This window comes from Streptomyces sp. NPDC013457 (genome assembly GCF_043089925.1).
Classification (GTDB): domain Bacteria; phylum Actinomycetota; class Actinomycetes; order Streptomycetales; family Streptomycetaceae; genus Streptomyces.
Map to the genome: position 1 here is coordinate 625042 of NZ_JBICBL010000003.1, position 15735 is coordinate 640776.

At 70.7% G+C, this 15735-nt stretch carries 18 protein-coding genes; 11 read left to right on the forward strand and 7 right to left on the reverse strand.

The genetic code is table 11. The features are described from left to right. The first annotated feature begins 114 nt into the window (after nucleotides 1-114). The 3 genes from ACF1G2_RS11700 (at nucleotide 115) to moaA (ending at nucleotide 3262) form a co-directional block, all read left to right on the forward strand. Nucleotides 115-498: a DUF485 domain-containing protein gene (locus ACF1G2_RS11700; RefSeq protein WP_391798091.1), complete on the forward strand. Its 384-nt coding sequence runs from the start codon at nucleotides 115-117 to the stop codon at nucleotides 496-498. After that, complete coding sequence (locus ACF1G2_RS11705; protein WP_391798092.1) at nucleotides 495-2120, forward strand: cation acetate symporter; 1626 nt, start codon at nucleotides 495-497, stop codon at nucleotides 2118-2120. Before ACF1G2_RS11700 ends, ACF1G2_RS11705 begins: the two co-directional genes overlap by 4 nt. A gap of 152 nt (nucleotides 2121-2272) precedes the next feature. Then, nucleotides 2273-3262 (forward strand): GTP 3',8-cyclase MoaA, encoded by a 990-nt coding sequence (gene moaA, locus ACF1G2_RS11710; RefSeq protein ID WP_391798093.1) that lies wholly within the window; start codon nucleotides 2273-2275, stop codon nucleotides 3260-3262. On the opposite strand, the gene ACF1G2_RS11715 is transcribed toward moaA, so the two are convergent. Both ACF1G2_RS11715 and ACF1G2_RS11720 read right to left on the reverse strand, forming a co-directional pair. Beyond that, entirely contained in the window at nucleotides 3245-3484 is a 240-nt protein-coding gene (locus tag ACF1G2_RS11715) for a hypothetical protein (RefSeq protein ID WP_391798146.1), read from the reverse strand. The genes moaA and ACF1G2_RS11715 overlap by 18 nt on opposite strands. A gap of 184 nt (nucleotides 3485-3668) precedes the next feature. Beyond that, nucleotides 3669-4013 (reverse strand): DUF3099 domain-containing protein, encoded by a 345-nt coding sequence (locus ACF1G2_RS11720; protein WP_391798094.1) that lies wholly within the window; start codon nucleotides 4011-4013, stop codon nucleotides 3669-3671. A gap of 179 nt (nucleotides 4014-4192) precedes the next feature. Between ACF1G2_RS11720 and ACF1G2_RS11725 the strand changes: the two genes are divergently transcribed. Next, nucleotides 4193-4468: a GlsB/YeaQ/YmgE family stress response membrane protein gene (locus ACF1G2_RS11725; RefSeq protein WP_391798095.1), complete on the forward strand. Its 276-nt coding sequence runs from the start codon at nucleotides 4193-4195 to the stop codon at nucleotides 4466-4468. A 71-nt stretch (nucleotides 4469-4539) separates the two neighbouring features. Here the strand turns inward: ACF1G2_RS11725 and tyrS are convergent, their stop codons facing one another. The 3 genes from tyrS to ACF1G2_RS11740 are packed head-to-tail and all read right to left on the reverse strand — an operon-like array spanning nucleotide 4540 to nucleotide 8777. After that, nucleotides 4540-5811: a tyrosine--tRNA ligase gene (gene tyrS / locus ACF1G2_RS11730; protein WP_391798096.1), complete on the reverse strand. Its 1272-nt coding sequence runs from the start codon at nucleotides 5809-5811 to the stop codon at nucleotides 4540-4542. Nucleotides 5812-5865: 54 nt separating this feature from the next. Then, on the reverse strand, nucleotides 5866-7260 hold the full coding sequence (locus tag ACF1G2_RS11735) for a metallopeptidase TldD-related protein (protein ID WP_391798097.1): 1395 nt from the start codon (nucleotides 7258-7260) through the stop codon (nucleotides 5866-5868). Continuing rightward, complete coding sequence (locus ACF1G2_RS11740) at nucleotides 7257-8777, reverse strand: TldD/PmbA family protein (protein ID WP_391798147.1); 1521 nt, start codon at nucleotides 8775-8777, stop codon at nucleotides 7257-7259. Before ACF1G2_RS11740 ends, ACF1G2_RS11735 begins: the two co-directional genes overlap by 4 nt. 197 nt (nucleotides 8778-8974) lie before the next feature. Between ACF1G2_RS11740 and fabG the strand changes: the two genes are divergently transcribed. From fabG to ACF1G2_RS11755, 3 genes are all read left to right on the forward strand, one after another. Beyond that, nucleotides 8975-9679, forward strand: coding sequence for a 3-oxoacyl-[acyl-carrier-protein] reductase (fabG, locus tag ACF1G2_RS11745; RefSeq protein ID WP_391798098.1), 705 nt, complete (start codon nucleotides 8975-8977; stop codon nucleotides 9677-9679). 5 nt (nucleotides 9680-9684) lie between these two features. Beyond that, entirely contained in the window at nucleotides 9685-10461 is a 777-nt protein-coding gene (gene fabI, locus ACF1G2_RS11750; RefSeq protein WP_391798099.1) for an enoyl-ACP reductase FabI, read from the forward strand. A gap of 184 nt (nucleotides 10462-10645) precedes the next feature. Continuing rightward, nucleotides 10646-11050: a hypothetical protein gene (locus ACF1G2_RS11755; RefSeq protein WP_391798100.1), complete on the forward strand. Its 405-nt coding sequence runs from the start codon at nucleotides 10646-10648 to the stop codon at nucleotides 11048-11050. Here ACF1G2_RS11755 and ACF1G2_RS11760 read toward each other — a convergent pair. Beyond that, nucleotides 10995-11699 (reverse strand): FadR/GntR family transcriptional regulator, encoded by a 705-nt coding sequence (locus ACF1G2_RS11760; RefSeq protein WP_391798101.1) that lies wholly within the window; start codon nucleotides 11697-11699, stop codon nucleotides 10995-10997. The two genes, ACF1G2_RS11755 and ACF1G2_RS11760, sit on opposite strands and share 56 nt — an antisense overlap. 75 nt (nucleotides 11700-11774) lie before the next feature. On the opposite strand from ACF1G2_RS11760, the gene ACF1G2_RS11765 reads away from it, so the two are divergent. The 4 genes from ACF1G2_RS11765 to ACF1G2_RS11780 all read left to right on the forward strand — a co-directional run bounded on the left by ACF1G2_RS11765 (nucleotide 11775) and on the right by ACF1G2_RS11780 (nucleotide 14178). Continuing rightward, a complete protein-coding gene (locus ACF1G2_RS11765; protein WP_391798102.1) occupies nucleotides 11775-13094 on the forward strand; it encodes a CynX/NimT family MFS transporter in 1320 nt (439 codons plus the stop codon). A gap of 17 nt (nucleotides 13095-13111) precedes the next feature. Next, nucleotides 13112-13228: an SGM_5486 family transporter-associated protein gene (locus tag ACF1G2_RS11770; protein ID WP_352192473.1), complete on the forward strand. Its 117-nt coding sequence runs from the start codon at nucleotides 13112-13114 to the stop codon at nucleotides 13226-13228. Between the two features lie 158 nt (nucleotides 13229-13386). Next, nucleotides 13387-13593, forward strand: a complete 207-nt coding sequence (locus tag ACF1G2_RS11775) for a hypothetical protein (RefSeq protein ID WP_391798103.1) — start codon at nucleotides 13387-13389, stop codon at nucleotides 13591-13593. Between the two features lie 66 nt (nucleotides 13594-13659). Then, nucleotides 13660-14178, forward strand: coding sequence for a SixA phosphatase family protein (locus ACF1G2_RS11780; RefSeq protein ID WP_391798104.1), 519 nt, complete (start codon nucleotides 13660-13662; stop codon nucleotides 14176-14178). Nucleotides 14179-14316: 138 nt separating this feature from the next. On the opposite strand, the gene serB is transcribed toward ACF1G2_RS11780, so the two are convergent. After that, complete coding sequence (gene serB, locus ACF1G2_RS11785) at nucleotides 14317-15531, reverse strand: phosphoserine phosphatase SerB (RefSeq protein ID WP_391798105.1); 1215 nt, start codon at nucleotides 15529-15531, stop codon at nucleotides 14317-14319. Between the last annotated feature and the right edge of the window lie 204 nt (nucleotides 15532-15735).

A 15735-nucleotide genomic window follows, 5' to 3' on the forward strand; every position in this document is an offset into this window, starting at 1 on the left:
GCCGCGCGCCCCGTGCCGTTGTGCAGGGGAGGAGCTCCGGTCGGAGCCCGTTCCCCGTCCCCCAGTGAGGCCCCTTTGTCCATGCCCACAGCACCCGCGTCGCGAGGAGATTCCGTGGCAACCGAAGCACTGCCGCCGCCCCAAGGCGGCACGGAGGCCCCCACCGGCCCCGCCCAGCCCACGACCGAGGCGTTCGTCGAGGTGCAGGAGAGCGCGGAGTTCGGCGAACTGCGCCGCACGTACCGCTCCTTCGCCTTCCCCCTGACGGTCGCCTTCATCGCCTGGTACCTGCTCTACGTGCTGCTCTCCAACTACGCGGGCGGCTTCATGGGGACCAGGCTCTTCGGCAACATCAACGTGGCGCTCGTCCTCGGCCTCGGCCAGTTCGCCACGACCTTCCTCATCGCCTGGCTCTACTCGCGGCACGCGGCGAGCCGCCTCGACCCCAAGGCCGAGGCCATCAAGTCCCGTATGGAACACCCGGAGGCCGACGCGTGAGCAGCACCCTTCTCCTCGCGGCGGGCAACGCCACCAGCGAGCACCGCCCGCTGATCATCGCCCTCTTCGGCGCGTTCGTCGTCGCCACGCTCGTCATCACCGTCTGGGCCGGCCGCCAGACCAAGAGCGCCGCCGACTTCTACGCCGGCGGCCGCCAGTTCACCGGCTTCCAGAACGGCCTCGCGATCTCCGGCGACTACATGTCCGCCGCGTCCTTCCTCGGCATCGCGGGCGCCATCGCACTCTTCGGCTACGACGGCTTCCTGTACTCGATCGGCTTCCTGGTCGCCTGGCTGGTCGCCCTGCTCCTGGTCGCCGAGCCGCTGCGCAACTCCGGCCGGTTCACCATGGGCGACGTCCTCGCCTACCGCATGCGCCAGCGCCCCGTCCGTACCGCCGCGGGCACCTCCACGATCGTCGTCTCGATCTTCTACCTGCTGGCGCAGATGGCCGGCGCGGGCGTTCTCGTCTCGCTGCTCCTCGGCATCACCAGCGACGGCGGCAAGATCGCCATCGTCGCGCTGGTCGGCGTCCTGATGATCGTGTACGTCACCATCGGCGGCATGAAGGGCACCACCTGGGTGCAGATGGTCAAGGCCGTCCTGCTCATCGCGGGCACGCTCCTGATCACCTTCCTCATCCTGCTGAAGTTCGACTTCAACCTCTCCGACCTGCTCGGCGCCGCCGCCAGCAACAGCGGTAAGGGCCAGGCGTTCCTGGAGCCCGGCCTCAAGTACGGGGCCACCGGCATCTCGAAGCTGGACTTCCTCTCGCTCGGCATCGCGCTCGTCCTCGGCACCGCCGGCCTGCCGCACATCCTGATCCGCTTCTACACGGTGCCCACCGCCAAGGCAGCCCGTAAGTCGGTCAACTGGGCCATCGGCATCATCGGCGCCTTCTACCTGATGACGATCGTCCTCGGCTTCGGCGCCGCGGCCCTGCTGAAGAACAGCGACATCATCGCCTCGAACAAGGCGGGCAACACCGCCGCACCGCTCGCGGCCCTGGAGATCGGCGGCGGCGCCGGCTCCACCGGCGGGGCGTTCCTGCTCGCGGTGATCTCCGCCGTCGCCTTCGCCACCATCCTCGCGGTGGTCGCCGGACTGACCCTGGCCTCTTCGTCGTCCTTCGCGCACGACATCTACGCCAACGTCATCCGGCGCGGGAAGGCCACGGAGAAGGAGGAGGTCCGCGCGGCGCGCTGGGCCACCGTCCTCATCGGCGTCGTCTCGATCGCGCTCGGCGCGCTCGCCCGCGACCTCAACGTCGCCGGCCTGGTCGCCCTCGCCTTCGCCGTGGCCGCCTCCGCCAACCTGCCGACCATCCTCTACAGCCTGTTCTGGAAGCGGTTCACCACCCAGGGCGCGCTCTGGTCGATCTACGGCGGTCTGATCTCCTCGGTCGTCCTGGTGCTCTTCTCGCCGGTCGTCTCCGGCAAGCCCACCTCGATGTTCAAGACCGTGGACTTCTACTGGTTCCCGCTGGAGAACCCGGGCATCGTCTCGATCCCGCTGGGCTTCCTGCTCGGCTGGCTCGGCTCCCTCCTCTCCAAGGAGGAGCCGGACAAGGGCAAGTACGCGGAGCTGGAGGTCAAGTCGCTCACCGGTGTCGGAGCGCACTGATCCGTGCACGGTACGCGACATCCGGGCGGCCGCGTCGTAGGGTCCTACGACGCGGCCGCTCCGGTCCTCGTTCCAATCGGCCCCTGCTGGTTGTCGGTGGTCTCGCGTAGGCTCGCTGTATAAATCACCGAACGACGGGAAGGGGGCCCTCAGTGCTCATCGACACCTACGGCCGGGTGGCCACCGACCTGCGCGTCTCGCTCACCGACCGCTGCAATCTGCGGTGTACGTACTGCATGCCGGAAGAGGGCCTGCAGTGGCTGGCCAAGCCCGACCTGCTGACCGACGACGAGATCGTCCGGCTGGTACGGATCGCTGTCACCGACCTCGGTGTCACGGAGGTCCGCTTCACCGGCGGCGAACCGCTGCTCCGCCCCGGCCTCGTGGGCATCGTCGAGCGCTGCGCCGCCCTCGAGCCCCGCCCGAAGATGTCCCTGACCACGAACGGCATCGGGCTCAAGCGCACGGCCGCCGCGCTGAAGGCCGCCGGTCTCGACCGGGTCAACGTCTCCCTCGACACCCTGCGGCCCGAGGTCTTCAAGACCCTGACCCGCCGCGACCGCCACCACGACGTGCTCGACGGCATGGCCGCCGCGCGCGACGCCGGCCTCACGCCGGTCAAGGTCAACGCCGTCCTGATGCCCGGACTCAACGACGACGAGGCCCCGGACCTGCTGGCATGGGCGGTGGAGAACGGATACGAACTCCGCTTCATCGAGCAGATGCCCCTCGACGCCCAGCACGGCTGGAAGCGCGACGGCATGATCACCGCCGGGGACATCCTGGAGTCGCTGCGGACGCGTTTCACCCTCACCGCCGAGGGCGCGGACGAGCGGGGCTCGGCCCCCGCGGAGCGCTGGGTCGTGGACGGCGGACCGCACACCGTCGGGGTCATCGCCTCCGTCACCCGCCCGTTCTGCCGGGCGTGCGACCGGACCCGGCTCACGGCCGACGGACAGGTGCGCACCTGCCTCTTCGCCACCGAGGAGACCGACCTGCGCGCGGCCCTGCGCTCGGAGGCGCCGGACGCCGAGATCGCCCGGATCTGGAAGCTGGCGATGTGGGGCAAGAAGGCCGGCTCGGGCCTGGACGACCCGAGCTTCCTTCAGCCGGAGCGGCCGATGTCAGCGATCGGCGGCTGACTCCCACTCCGCGAGCGGGACGACGTCCTTCAGGAACCCCCGTACGCCCAGGAACTGGGAGAGATGCTCGCGGTGGTCCTCGCAGGCGAGCCAGGTCTTGCGGCGCTCCGGCGTGTGCAGCTTGGGGTTGTTCCAGGCCAGCACCCATACGGCGTCGGCGCGGCAGCCCTTGGCGGAGCAGATCGGCGTCTCGATCGGGGTCTCGTCACTCACCGGATTGATCACACGATCATTGTCCAACAATGGCGATGCCGAGCAGCCACGGGGGGAGCTGCCCGGCACCGGTCCGTCGCTCCGACGGGGGATGCGGAGCGCGTAGGCAGTATGTCACGGGGGATGGGGTGCGGTGCACCGGAACGTCATCATTGATCTGAGCATTTCTTGAGCTTTCGACTCCAGATGATGATCAGCTCTGTCCGGACGGACGCTCCGCTCGCGGTTCCGCGGTGGTGCCCCCGGGGGAGAGCTCGGGACGGGTCGGTCCCGGTACGAACGTGGAGGGCAGAGTCGGCGGCTTCTCCCGCCCGGCGTTCGCGATGACCACCGCGACATAGGGGAGCAGCCCACCCAGCACCAGAGCCACGATGGCCACATGGCGCTCGACGTTCCAGAGGAGGACGGCGGCGATGACGGACAGCGTCCGCACCGACATCGAGATCACGTACCGCCGTTCCCGGCCACGGACGTCGTCGGCCAGGCCCTGACGGGCCCCGGTGATTCGGAAGACCTCTGTTCCACCGTGCTTCCGCATCGCATTCCACCACCAGCGTCCGCGCCGGACCTCCCCGGTCCGGACCTGTCTCCACGGTACGCCCGCCGCCCGAGACGGTGGAGACCGGGGCACGTACGGCGCTCTCCGACATGCGCCGTATGGCGGATGGGCCGAGACTGGGCCCACATGCGCAGATTGCGCCGCCTGAGGAGGCGACCATGAGTTGGTTGTGGGCAATCATCGTGGGCTTCGTGCTCGGTCTGATCGCCAAGGCGATCATCCCGGGGAAGCAGCAGATCCCACTCTGGCTGACGACCGTGTTCGGCATCATCGGCAGCGTTCTCGGCAACTCCGTCGCGACCTGGATCGGCGTCGAGGACACGAAGGGCATCGACTGGACGCGGCACCTGCTCCAACTCGCCGGCGCGGTGCTCGTGGTCTTCCTCGGCGACATGGCGTGGAACGCGATCAAGGGCAACAGGCAACGAGCCTGAGGGCCGCACCGGCGAAGGCCGGTACACGCCTCACGCGCGTACCGGCCTTCGCCATGTCCTGACCCGGGACGTCAGCCCTGTGCGCCGACCTCGATCGCCGCCAGGTTCTTCTTGCCCCGGCGCAGCACCAGCCAGCGGCCGTGCAGCAGCTCGTCCGCCGACACCTCGGCGTCCTCGGCGGTGACCTTCACGTTGTTCACGTACGCCCCGCCCTCCTTCACCGTCCGGCGCGCACCCGACTTGCTCGGGGCCAGCCCGACCTCGACGAACAGGTCGACGACCTGCCCGAGCTCGGCCACCCGCGCGTGCGGCAGCTCGGAGAGCGCCGCGGCCAGCGTGGCCTCGTCCAGCTCGGCCAGGTCGCCCTGACCGAAGAGCGCCTTCGAGGCGTTGATGACCGCCGCGCACTGCCCGGCGCCGTGCACCAGCGTCGTCAGCTCCTCGGCGAGCGCCCGCTGCGCGGTCCTCGCCTGCGGCCGCTCGGCGGTGAGCCGCTCCAGCTCCTCCAGCTCCTCGCGGGACTTGAAGGACAGGATGCGCATGTACGTCGAGATGTCCCGGTCGTCCACGTTCAGCCAGAACTGGTAGAACGCGTACGGCGTCGTCATCTCGGGGTCGAGCCACACGGCCCCGCTCTCGGTCTTGCCGAACTTCGTGCCGTCCGCCTTGACCATCAGCGGGGTCGCCAGCGCGTGCACCTCGGCGCCCGGCTCGAGCCGGTGGATCAGGTCGAGCCCGGCCACCAGGTTGCCCCACTGGTCGGACCCGCCCTGCTGCAGCGTGCAGCCGTGACGCCGGTACAGCTCCAGGAAGTCCATGCCCTGCAGCAGCTGGTAGCTGAACTCGGTGTAGCTGATGCCCTGCTCGGACTCCAGGCGCCGTGCGACGGAGTCCTTGGTCAGCATCTTGTTGACCCGGAAGTGCTTGCCGATGTCCCGCAGGAACTCGATCGCGGAGAGGCCCGCGGTCCAGTCCAGGTTGTTCACCATGACCGCAGCGTTCTCCCCCTCGAAGGAGAGGAACGGCTCGATCTGGCTCCGCAGCCGGTTCACCCAGTTCGCCACCGTCTCCGGGTCGTTCAGGGTGCGCTCGGCCGTCGGACGCGGGTCGCCGATCTGGCCCGTGGCCCCGCCGACCAGAGCCAGCGGCCGGTGACCGGCCTGCTGGAGCCGGCGGACGGTGAGCACCTGGACCAGGTGGCCGACGTGGAGGCTGGCCGCGGTCGGGTCGAAACCGCAATAGAACGTGACAGGACCGTCCGCGAGAGCCTTGCGCAGTGCGTCCTCGTCGGTGGACTGGGCGAACAGCCCGCGCCACTTGAGCTCGTCGACGATGTCCGTCACGATTCTCGGTCTCCTTGGTTGATGGTTGTCACGCCGTGACTCAGTCTATGGGGGTCAGACACCCTTGCTGACCGAGCTCATGTTGAAGTCCGGCACCCGCAGCGCCGGCATCGCGGCCCTGGTGAACCAGTCGCTCCACTCGCGCGGCAGGGTCTTCTCCGTCCGGCCCGCCTCCGAGGCCCGGGACAGCAGGTCCACCGGCGACTCGTTGAACCGGAAGTTGTTCACCTCGCCGACCACCTCGCCGTTCTCGACGAGGTAGACGCCGTCCCGGGTCAGCCCCGTCAGCAGCAGCGTCGCCGGGTCCACCTCGCGGATGTACCAGAGGCAGGTCAGCAGCAGACCCCGCTCGGTGGCGGCCACCATCTCCTCCAGCGACTGCTCGCCGCCGCCGTCCAGGATCAGGTTCCCCGCCCCCGGTGCCACGGGCAGCCGGGTGAGCGCCGCGGTGTGCCGGGTGGTGATCAGATGCTCCAGCCTGCCCTCCCGCACCCAGTCGATCGGCATCAGCGGCAGCCCGTTGTCGAAGACGGAGGAGTCGTCGCCCGAGGAGTGCGCGATCACGAAGGGAGCCGACTCCAGACCCGGCTCGTTCGGATCGCTGCGCAGGGTCAGCGGCAGCGGGGAGAGCGTCTCGCCGAGCCGCGTGCCACCGCCCGGCTTCGAGAAGACCGTACGGCCCTCCACCGCGTCGCGGGCCGCCGAGGACCACAGCTGGTAGATCAGCAGGTCGGCCACGGCGGTCGGCGGCAGCAGCGTCTCGTACCGGCCGGCGGGCAGCTCGATCCTGCGCTCCGCCCAGCCGAGCCGCTTCGCCAGGTCGGCGTCGAGCGCCCCAGGGTCGACGTCCTTGAAGTCCCGCGTGGAGCGCCCGGCCCACGCGGACCGCGAGCGGTCGGGCGACTTGGCGTTGAGCTCCAGGGTGCCGTTGGGCTGGTCGTGCCGCAGCCGCAGCCCCGTCGACGTACCGAGGTAGGTCGAGGTCAGCTCGTGGTTGGCGAAGCCGTACAGCTCACGGCCGCCCGCCCGGGCGCGGGCGAAGGCCTCGCCGAGCGCGGGCGCGAAGTCCGTGAAGACGGCGGAGGTGGTCTCGGCCGGCGCGTCGGTGAAGTCCGGGGAGGCGTCCACGCCTTCGACCAGCGGCTGGGCGTCCTCGGCGGGACCGGCGGCCCGTGCCGCGGCCTCGGCCGCCCGCACCAGGGGCTCCAGGTCGTCGACCGTCACGGCGGAGCGCGAGACCACACCGGACGCCGTCCCCTGCGCGCCGTCGACGGTCGCGACCACGGTGAGCGTACGGCCCCGGGTCACGCCGTTCGTCGTCAGGGCGTTGCCCGCCCAGCGCAGGTTGGCGGAGGACTCCTCGTCGGCGATGACGACACAGCCGTCCGCCCGGGACAGTTCGAGCGCCCGCTCGACGATCTCGTACGGCTTGGTGAAACGGGAGCTCATCGCCCGGCCTCCTGCGTGGTGTTCAAGATGTTGACGCCCCGGAAGAGGGCGGACGGGCAGCCGTGGGAGACCGCCGCGACCTGGCCCGGCTGGGCCTTGCCGCAGTTGAACGCGCCGCCCAGGACGTACGTCTGCGGGCCGCCGACCTTCTCCATCGAGCCCCAGAAGTCGGTCGTCGTCGCCTGGTACGCGACGTCCCGCAGCTGCCCGGCCAGCTTGCCGTTCTCGATGCGGTAGAAGCGCTGCCCGGTGAACTGGAAGTTGTACCGCTGCATGTCGATCGACCACGAGCGGTCGCCGACCACGTAGATGCCGCGCTCGACGCCCCCGATCAGATCCTCCGTGGAGAGGCCGCCCGGGTCGGGCTGGAGCGAGACGTTCGCCATCCGCTGCACCGGCACATGGCCGGGGGAGTCGGCGAACGCGCAGCCGTTCGACCGGCCCAGGCCCGTCAGCTTCGCGATCCGCCGGTCCAGCTGGTAGCCGACGAGCGTGCCGTCCTTCACCAGGTCCCAGCTCTGCCCCTCGACGCCCTCGTCGTCGTACCCGATCGTCGCGAGACCGTGCTCGGCGGTGCGGTCACCCGTCACGTTCATGATCGACGAGCCGTACGCCAGCTTCCCCAGCTGGTCGAAGGTGGCGAAGGAGGTCCCGGCGTACGCCGCCTCGTACCCCAGCGCCCGGTCGAGCTCGGTGGCGTGGCCGATCGACTCGTGGATCGTCAGCCAGAGGTTCGACGGGTCGACCACCAGGTCGTACGCCCCCGCCTCCACGCTCGGCGCGCGCATCTTCTCGGCGAGCAGGTCCGGGATCCGCTCCAGCTCCGCGTCCCAGTCCCAGCCGGTGCCGGTCAGGTACTCCCAGCCCCGGCCGACGGGCGGCGCGATCGTCCGCATCGAGTCGAACTCGCCCGTCGTCTCGTCGACGGCGACCGCGGTGAGCTGCGGGTGCAGCCGGACCCGCTGCTGGGTGGTGACGGTGCCCGCCGTGTCCGCGTAGAACTTGTTCTCCTGGACGGTCATCAGCGAGGCGTCCACGTGCGCCACACCGTCCGCCCGCAGCAGCCGCTCGCTCCACTCGGCGAGCAGCGCGCTCTTCTCGGCGCCGGGGATGTCGAAGGGGTTGATCTCGTACGCCGAGATCCAGGTCTTCTCCGCGTGCACCGGCTCCTCGGCGAGCTCCACCCTCTCGTCCGACCCGGCCGCCGCGATCACCTGGGCGGACAGCTTGGCCATGGCGACGGCCTGCGAGGCGACCCGCGCCGCCCCGTCCATGGTCAGATCGACCCCGGAGGCGAACCCCCAGGCCCCGCCGTGCACCACCCGCACCGCGTATCCGAGGTCCGTGGTGTCCGACGACCCCGAGGGCTTGGCGTCGCGCAGCCGCCACGAGGCGCTGCGCACCCGCTCCAGACGGAAGTCGGCATGGTCGGAGCCGAGGGCACGCGCGCGTGCGAGCGCCGCGTCGGCGAGCGCCCGCAGCGGCAGCGCCGTGAAGGCCGCGTCGATGGAATGGATGCCAGATGGCACAGCTGTCTCCTGTCGTGTGAGACCGGTCATCCCCGATCATGTCGCGCTTTCGGCCGCCACGCCCAGAGCTTTATGTAGGGATCCGACAGTGACATCCGTACGCCACTGTCAGGGGCCGAGTCCTCGTGGGCGGAAGCGGACCGATAGGTTTCTGGCATTCAGACCGCTATCGAAAGGGTGATCCGTTGAGCCGCTCGGTTCTCGTCACCGGAGGCAACCGGGGCATCGGCCTCGCCATCGCCCGCGCGTTCGCCGATGCAGGCGACAAGGTCGCGATCACGTACCGCTCCGGTGAGCCGCCGGCGGGCTTCCTGGCCGTCAAGTGCGACATCACCGACGGCGAGCAGGTCGAGCAGGCGTACAAGGAGATCGAGGAGAAGCACGGTCCGGTCGAGGTCCTGGTGGCGAACGCCGGGGTCACCAAGGACCAGCTCCTGATGCGCATGAGCGAGGAGGACTTCACGTCCGTCCTCGACACCAACCTGACCGGCACCTTCCGGGTGGTCAAGCGCGCCAACCGCGGCATGCTGCGGGCCAAGAAGGGCCGTGTCGTCCTGATCTCCTCGGTCGTCGGCCTCCTCGGCTCGGCGGGGCAGGCGAACTACGCCGCCTCGAAGGCCGGCCTTGTCGGCTTCGCCCGTTCCCTGGCCCGAGAGCTCGGCTCGCGCAACATCACGTTCAATGTCGTCGCCCCCGGTTTCGTCGACACCGACATGACCGCGGTGCTGACCGAGGAGCAGCGCGCGGGCATCGTGTCCCAGGTGCCGCTGGGCCGCTACGCGCAGCCCGGGGAGATCGCCGCCGCGGTGAAGTTCCTCGCCTCCGACGACGCCTCGTACATCACTGGAGCCGTCATCCCGGTTGACGGCGGATTGGGCATGGGTCACTGATCACCATGAGCGGAATTCTCGAGGGCAAGCGCATCCTGATCACCGGTGTGCTGATGGAGTCCTCCATCGCCTTCCACACCGCGAAGCTGGCCCAGGAACAGGGCGCGGAGATCATCCTCACCGCGTGGCCGCGTCCGACGCTGACCGAGCGCATCGCCAAGAAGCTGCCGGAGCCCGACAAGGTCAAGGTCCTGGAGCTGGACGTCTCCAACGACGAGCACCTCGCCCGTCTGGAGGGCCAGGTCCGCGAGCACCTCGGCGACCGTCTGGACGGCATCGTCCACTCCATCGGCTTCGCCCCGCAGGACGCGCTCGGCGGCAACTTCCTGAACACGCCGTTCGAGTCGGTGGCCACCGCCATGCACGTCTCGGCCTTCTCGCTGAAGTCCCTGACGATGGCCCTGCTGCCGCTGATGCACCAGGGCGGTTCGGTCGTCGGCCTCACCTTCGACGCGCAGTTCGCCTGGCCGCAGTACGACTGGATGGGCCCGGCCAAGGCGGCGCTCGAGGCCACGAACCGCTACATGGCGCGTGACCTGGGCAAGCAGGAGATCCGCTGCAACCTGATCTCGGCGGGTCCGATCGGCTCGATGGCCGCGAAGTCGATCCCCGGCTTCAGCGAGCTGGCGGCGGTCTGGGACAGCCGTTCGCCGCTGACCTGGGACCTCGCCGACCCGGAGCCGGCCGGCCGTGGCGTCGTCGCCCTGCTGTCCGACTGGTTCCCGAAGACCACGGGCGAGATCGTCCACGTCGACGGCGGTCTGCACGCGATCGGCGCCTGAGCGCCTCCACGCGCGCGTACCAAGGCCGGGCGGCCCTCCACGGGAGGGCCGCCCGGCCTTCGTCGTGCCTTCGTCGTCCGTACGTCGTACGGGAGGACGGCCGCCCGAGTCGAAAAGTCGGGCGAACCACCTCAGACTGGACCGGAGCGTGACATCCGGTTACTGACGGGGAGGAGGTACGGGCATGCGCGCGCCGCACCCCAGGGTCGCCGCTCTCGCGTCGGCCGCCGCACTCCTGGCCGGCCTCGCCGTCGCCGCCGAGGTCCGCGCCGCCTCCGCCCCCGCGGAGGCGCCGCCCGCGCCGGCGGCGCAGGAGCCCGAGAACTTCGGGGCCTCGTGCCAGACGGTCGTCGAGGGCTCCCGGGTCACCGCGTACTGCCAGAACCCGTACCCCACCACCGACCGCGTCCAGCTGCACGTCGAGTGCGACCGCTGGTGGGACGTGGACACCGACAGCACCCCCGTCGAGGTCGGCCCGACCGCCTACGCCGAGCTCACCGGCCGCTGCTGGAAGGAGGTGCGCTCCGCCTGGCTCACGCACCAGCCGGCCGAGCACCCTCCGCAGGTCCCAGGTTCCTCAGGCACATGAACGGATAGCCCGCGGCCTCGGCCGCCGCCGTGTCCGCGTCACCGGCCCGGATCGCCTCCACCAGGCGCGCGTGGTCCATGTGGTGCTCGGGCCGCAGCTCGTGGCCCACGTCGTCCCGCAGCCACTGGCGCAGGACGTGGCCGAGGTCGGCGTAGAGCTCGGTGAGCACCTCGTTGTGCGAGGCGATCACCACCGCGTGGTGGAACGCGCCGTCCGCCATCACGAACCGCTCGGTGTCCCCGGAGGCGAACGCCTCCTCGCGGCCCGCCAGCAACGCGTCCAGCTGCTTCAGGTCCCGCTCCGTGCGCCGCTGCGCCGCGAGCCGGGCCCCGGAGGACTCCAGGGTCGAACGCAGCTCCGCGACGTGGCGCGGATCGGAGCCGGCGAACCGCCGGTGCATGACGCCCGCCAGCTCGCTCGTCGCGATGACGTACGTCCCCGAGCCCTGCCGGATGTCGAGCAGCCCGTTGTGCGCGAGCGCCCGGACGGCCTCGCGCACGGTGTTGCGGGCCACGCCCAGCTGCTCGACCAGCTCCGGTTCGGTCGGGATCCGCGACCCGACCGGCCACTCGCCGGAGGTGATCTGGTTCCGCAGCTCGGCGATCACCTGATCGGAGAGCCCGGAACGCCGGGGGGAGCCGAGCGCCATGGCACACCTTTCCTGGGTAGGAAGAGTGGTTGCGGATTGGACAACCAATCATCCCATGATTCTATGATGGCGCTCATGCATGACGAGCCGCAGACCCTCGAGACCGCCGCCCCGCCGGCCCGCACCTCCGTCACCGCCACGTCCGCCACCACGGGGGATTCTCCCGCACCGGACCGGCCGGCCGTATGGATCACCCGGCTCGTCGTCGTCGCCCTGGTGCTCGCCGCGCTCAATCTCCGCCCCGCCATCACCAGCCTCGGCGCGCTCCTCGAAGAGGTCCGCGACGGGCTCCACATGAGCGGCAGCGTGGCCGGCGTCCTCACCTCCGTCCCCCCGCTCTGCTTCGCGGTCTTCGGCATCACCGCGCCCCGCCTCGCCCGCCGCTTCGGCCCCTCCGCCGTCGTCTGCGCCGGCATGGCGGCGATCTTCGCGGGCCTCGCGATCCGCCCCTTCGCCTCGGGCACCGTCGGCTTCCTCGCCGCCAGCGCCCTCGCGCTCATGGGCATCGCGGTCAGCAACGTCCTCATGCCCGTCATCGTCAAGCGGTACTTCCCCGACCGCGTCGGCAGCATGACCGGGCTCTACTCCATGGCGCTCGCCCTCGGCACCTCCCTGGCCGCCGCCGCGACCGTGCCCATGACCGAGGCGCTGGGCGGCAGTTGGCGCACCGGCATCGGCGTCTGGGCGGTCCTCGCCGCCCTCGCCGTCATGCCCTGGATCCCGCTCGTCCGCGACCGCATCACCCAGGCGACCGCCGACCGGGCGCCCGGGACCGCGACCGCCCCGTCCGCCACCGCTCCCCAGGCGGCTGCCCCGCTCCGGATCACCCGCAGCCGCACCGCCTGGGCCCTCGCCGCCTTCTTCGGCCTCCAGGCCACCGGCGCGTACATCACCATGGGCTGGATGCCGCAGATCTTCCGCGACGCCGGTGTCCCCGCCGGCACCGCCGGCGTGCTCCTCGCGGTCACCATGGTCATGGGCGTCCCGCTCGCGTTCGTCATTCCCGGCCTCGCGACCCGGCTCAGGAACCAGGGCCCGATCGTCGTCGCCCTGGGCCTGTGCGGCCTCGTCGGCTACAGCGGCCTCTACGTCGCACCCGCCGGGGGCGCCTGGGTCTGGGCGCTGCTCCTCGGCGTCTCCAACTGCGCCTTCCCGCTCGCGCTCACCATGATCGGCCTGCGCTCCCGCACCGGCGCCGGCGTCGTCCGGCTCTCCGCCTTCGCGCAGAGCGTCGGCTACCTCATCTCCATCCCCGGCCCGCTCCTGGTCGGCGTCCTCTACCAGCACAGCGGCGGCTGGGGACTGCCGATCGCGCTGATGGCCGGGCTGATGATCCCGCAGATGATCGTCGGCAGCCTCGCGGGCAGGGCCCGGACGGTCGAGGACGAATGCTGAGATGCGAGACTGTCCCCATGCCAGTGCTCGACCCGAATCCCCAGAACGGCCAGAAGAAGCTGCTGCTCGTGCTCGGCGCGATGCTCGCCATCTCGGTCGTGATCGCCGTCATCGCCACCGTCGCCTCCCCCTGACCCGCACCGGGTGGGGGTAACCCCACCATCCCCTAGGGGGTGAGTGTCAGGGTGAAGTGGGTGGATCACCTGATGGGCTCGCGGAGCCGCGCTCCGTAGCGTGGAGACATCGTCGCAGTCACCGCTGCGGACGTCGTCCCGACCCCACGGAGGCGGCCATGCCGGCCCGCACGCACACCCGGACCCCGCCCCCGTCCGCAGGCGGCGTCGACACCCGGCTGCCCTGGTGGGCGGTCGTCCTGCCCGTCGCCGCCTTCGTCGCCCTCTTCCTGCTCATCGCCGGACCGGGCGGGGCGCACGCGGCCGAGGGCGACCCCGCGGTCGGCCGTCTTCTGGAGCAGATCCAGCAGACGCTGCCCCGCTGACCTCCGAGCCCGCGGGCGACCCAACACCCTGCGCCCGGCGGCCCGTTTCATGGGAAGCTGGAGCCCATGAGCGTCGATACACCCCGCAGGATTGTGCTGCTCCGGCATGCCAAGGCCGACTGGCCCCAGGTGTCCGACCACGAGCGACCGCTCGCCGAGCGCGGCCGCACGGACGCCCCCGTGGCCGGCCGAAAGCTCGCCGACACCGGGATCACCTTCGATCTGGCCCTCTGTTCGACCGCTGCCAGGACCCGCGAGACCTGGAAACTGGCCGTGCAGGAGCTGCCGCACCGACCCAGGACCGTCTACGAGGAGCGACTCTACGAGGCCTCGCTCGGTGAACTGATCGCCCTGCTCAACGAGGTCTCCGACGAGGTGAGGAACGTCCTCGTCATCGGCCACAACCCCGGCATGCACGCGCTCTCCGACGCCCTCGCCGGCGCGGCGGAGGGCGACAGCGCGGTCCGGATGAACCGGGGAGGCTTCCCGACCGCCGCCTTCGCGGTCGTGGGCTTCGACGGCTCCTGGAAGTCTGTGGAGCACGGGGTCGGCACGCTGCTCGACTACTGGGCGCCGCACGACTGATCCGTACACTCCGTACACCCCCGTACACCCGTCGCGCGTTCGTCGCGCGTCGCCTCGCGTGTTCCGTCGTGTACGGCAGAAGGCCCGGTCACCACTCGGTGACCGGGCCTTCTGCCGTACACGGCCGCACGGGGCGCCTCAGTGCAGCACGTCCTCGTCGCCGTCCGCCGCCTCGACCTCCTCGCGGGTGATCCCGAGGAGATACAGGACGGTGTCGAGGAAGGGGACGTTCACGGCGGTGTGCGCCGCCTTGCGCACCACCGGCTTGGCGTTGAAGGCCACGCCGAGCCCCGCCGCGTTCAGCATGTCGAGGTCGTTGGCGCCGTCACCGATCGCCACGGTCTGCGACAGCGGCACACCCGCCTCCGCCGCGAAGCGGCGCAGCAGCCGCGCCTTGCCCGCCCGGTCCACGATCTCCCCGGTGACGCGGCCCGTCAGCTTCCCGTCCACGACCTCCAGCGTGTTGGCCGAGGCGAAGTCGAGCCCGAGGCGTTCCTTGAGGTCGTCCGTGACCTGGGTGAACCCGCCCGAGACCACACCCACCTGGTACCCGAGCCGCTTGAGCGTACGGATGAGGGTGCGGGCGCCGGGGGTCATCCGTACCTCGGTGCGGACCTTCTCCACCACGGAGGCGTCGAGCCCGGCCAGCAGTTCCACGCGCGCGTGGAGGGACTGCTCGAAGTCCAGCTCGCCGCGCATCGCGGCCGCGGTGACCTCGGCGACCTTGTCCTCGCAGCCCGCGTGCGCCGCGAAGAGCTCGATCACCTCGTCCTGGATGAGCGTGGAGTCGACGTCCATGACGACCAGCCGCTGGGCGCGGCGGTGCAGACCGGCCGAGACGACGGCGACGTCCACGCCGATGCCGTGCGCCTCGGTGGCGAGCGCCGTCCGCAGCGGCTCGGTCTCGCAGCCCGAGACGGCGAACTCGACGGCCGTCACCGGATACTTCGCCAGCCGGAAGATACGGTCGATGTTCCCGCCGGTCCCGGCGATCCTCGCCGTTATGGCGGCGGTCTGCTCGGCGGTCAGCGGGTGCCCGAGCACGGTGACGTGCGAGCGGCCGCTGCCGCGCGGACGGTTGTCACCGGTGCCGGAGATGATCTCGGCCTGGAGCTTCAGCGACTCCGCCCAGCTGTGGACCGTCGCCCGCAGCTCGCCCTGGGAGGCGACGGTCGGCTCGGTGACGAGCGCGCACAGGACGAGGCGGCCGCGGGAGACGACCTGCTCGATGTCCACGACGTCGACGGAGTAGGCGGCGAGGGTGTCGAAGAGCCCGGCGGTGATCCCGGGACGGTCCTTCCCGAAGATCTTGACGAGAAGGGTGGGAACGTCTGAGGTCTGCGATGCGCTCATGGTGCTTCCACCGTATCGGGCACTGCGTGCCACCAGTCACCCCGTCCCGCGTACCGGACACCCGGCCGGCCGCACACCAGCCACCGTAGCTCTCACCCCCGGCTCGCACCACGGCTCGCGCCGCCGCTCCCTCCCGGCTCGCGCCGCGGTTCGTACGGCGTCCCCCGACGGCTCGCGTCCCGTCGGCGATCGCACGCCGTCCCG

Coding starts and splice junctions, on each gene's coding strand:
- ACF1G2_RS11720 (WP_391798094.1), bottom strand. CDS start 4,013: ATGCGGAAGCACGGTGGAACAGAGGTCTTCCGAATCACCGGGGCCCGT.
- ACF1G2_RS11725 (WP_391798095.1), top strand. CDS start 4,193: ATGAGTTGGTTGTGGGCAATCATCGTGGGCTTCGTGCTCGGTCTGATC.
- ACF1G2_RS11735 (WP_391798097.1), bottom strand. CDS start 7,260: ATGAGCTCCCGTTTCACCAAGCCGTACGAGATCGTCGAGCGGGCGCTC.
- fabI (WP_391798099.1), top strand. CDS start 9,685: ATGAGCGGAATTCTCGAGGGCAAGCGCATCCTGATCACCGGTGTGCTG.
- ACF1G2_RS11755 (WP_391798100.1), top strand. CDS start 10,646: ATGCGCGCGCCGCACCCCAGGGTCGCCGCTCTCGCGTCGGCCGCCGCA.
- ACF1G2_RS11760 (WP_391798101.1), bottom strand. CDS start 11,699: ATGGCGCTCGGCTCCCCCCGGCGTTCCGGGCTCTCCGATCAGGTGATC.
- ACF1G2_RS11765 (WP_391798102.1), top strand. CDS start 11,775: ATGCATGACGAGCCGCAGACCCTCGAGACCGCCGCCCCGCCGGCCCGC.
- ACF1G2_RS11770 (WP_352192473.1), top strand. CDS start 13,112: ATGCCAGTGCTCGACCCGAATCCCCAGAACGGCCAGAAGAAGCTGCTG.
- ACF1G2_RS11775 (WP_391798103.1), top strand. CDS start 13,387: ATGCCGGCCCGCACGCACACCCGGACCCCGCCCCCGTCCGCAGGCGGC.
- ACF1G2_RS11780 (WP_391798104.1), top strand. CDS start 13,660: ATGAGCGTCGATACACCCCGCAGGATTGTGCTGCTCCGGCATGCCAAG.
- serB (WP_391798105.1), bottom strand. CDS start 15,531: ATGAGCGCATCGCAGACCTCAGACGTTCCCACCCTTCTCGTCAAGATC.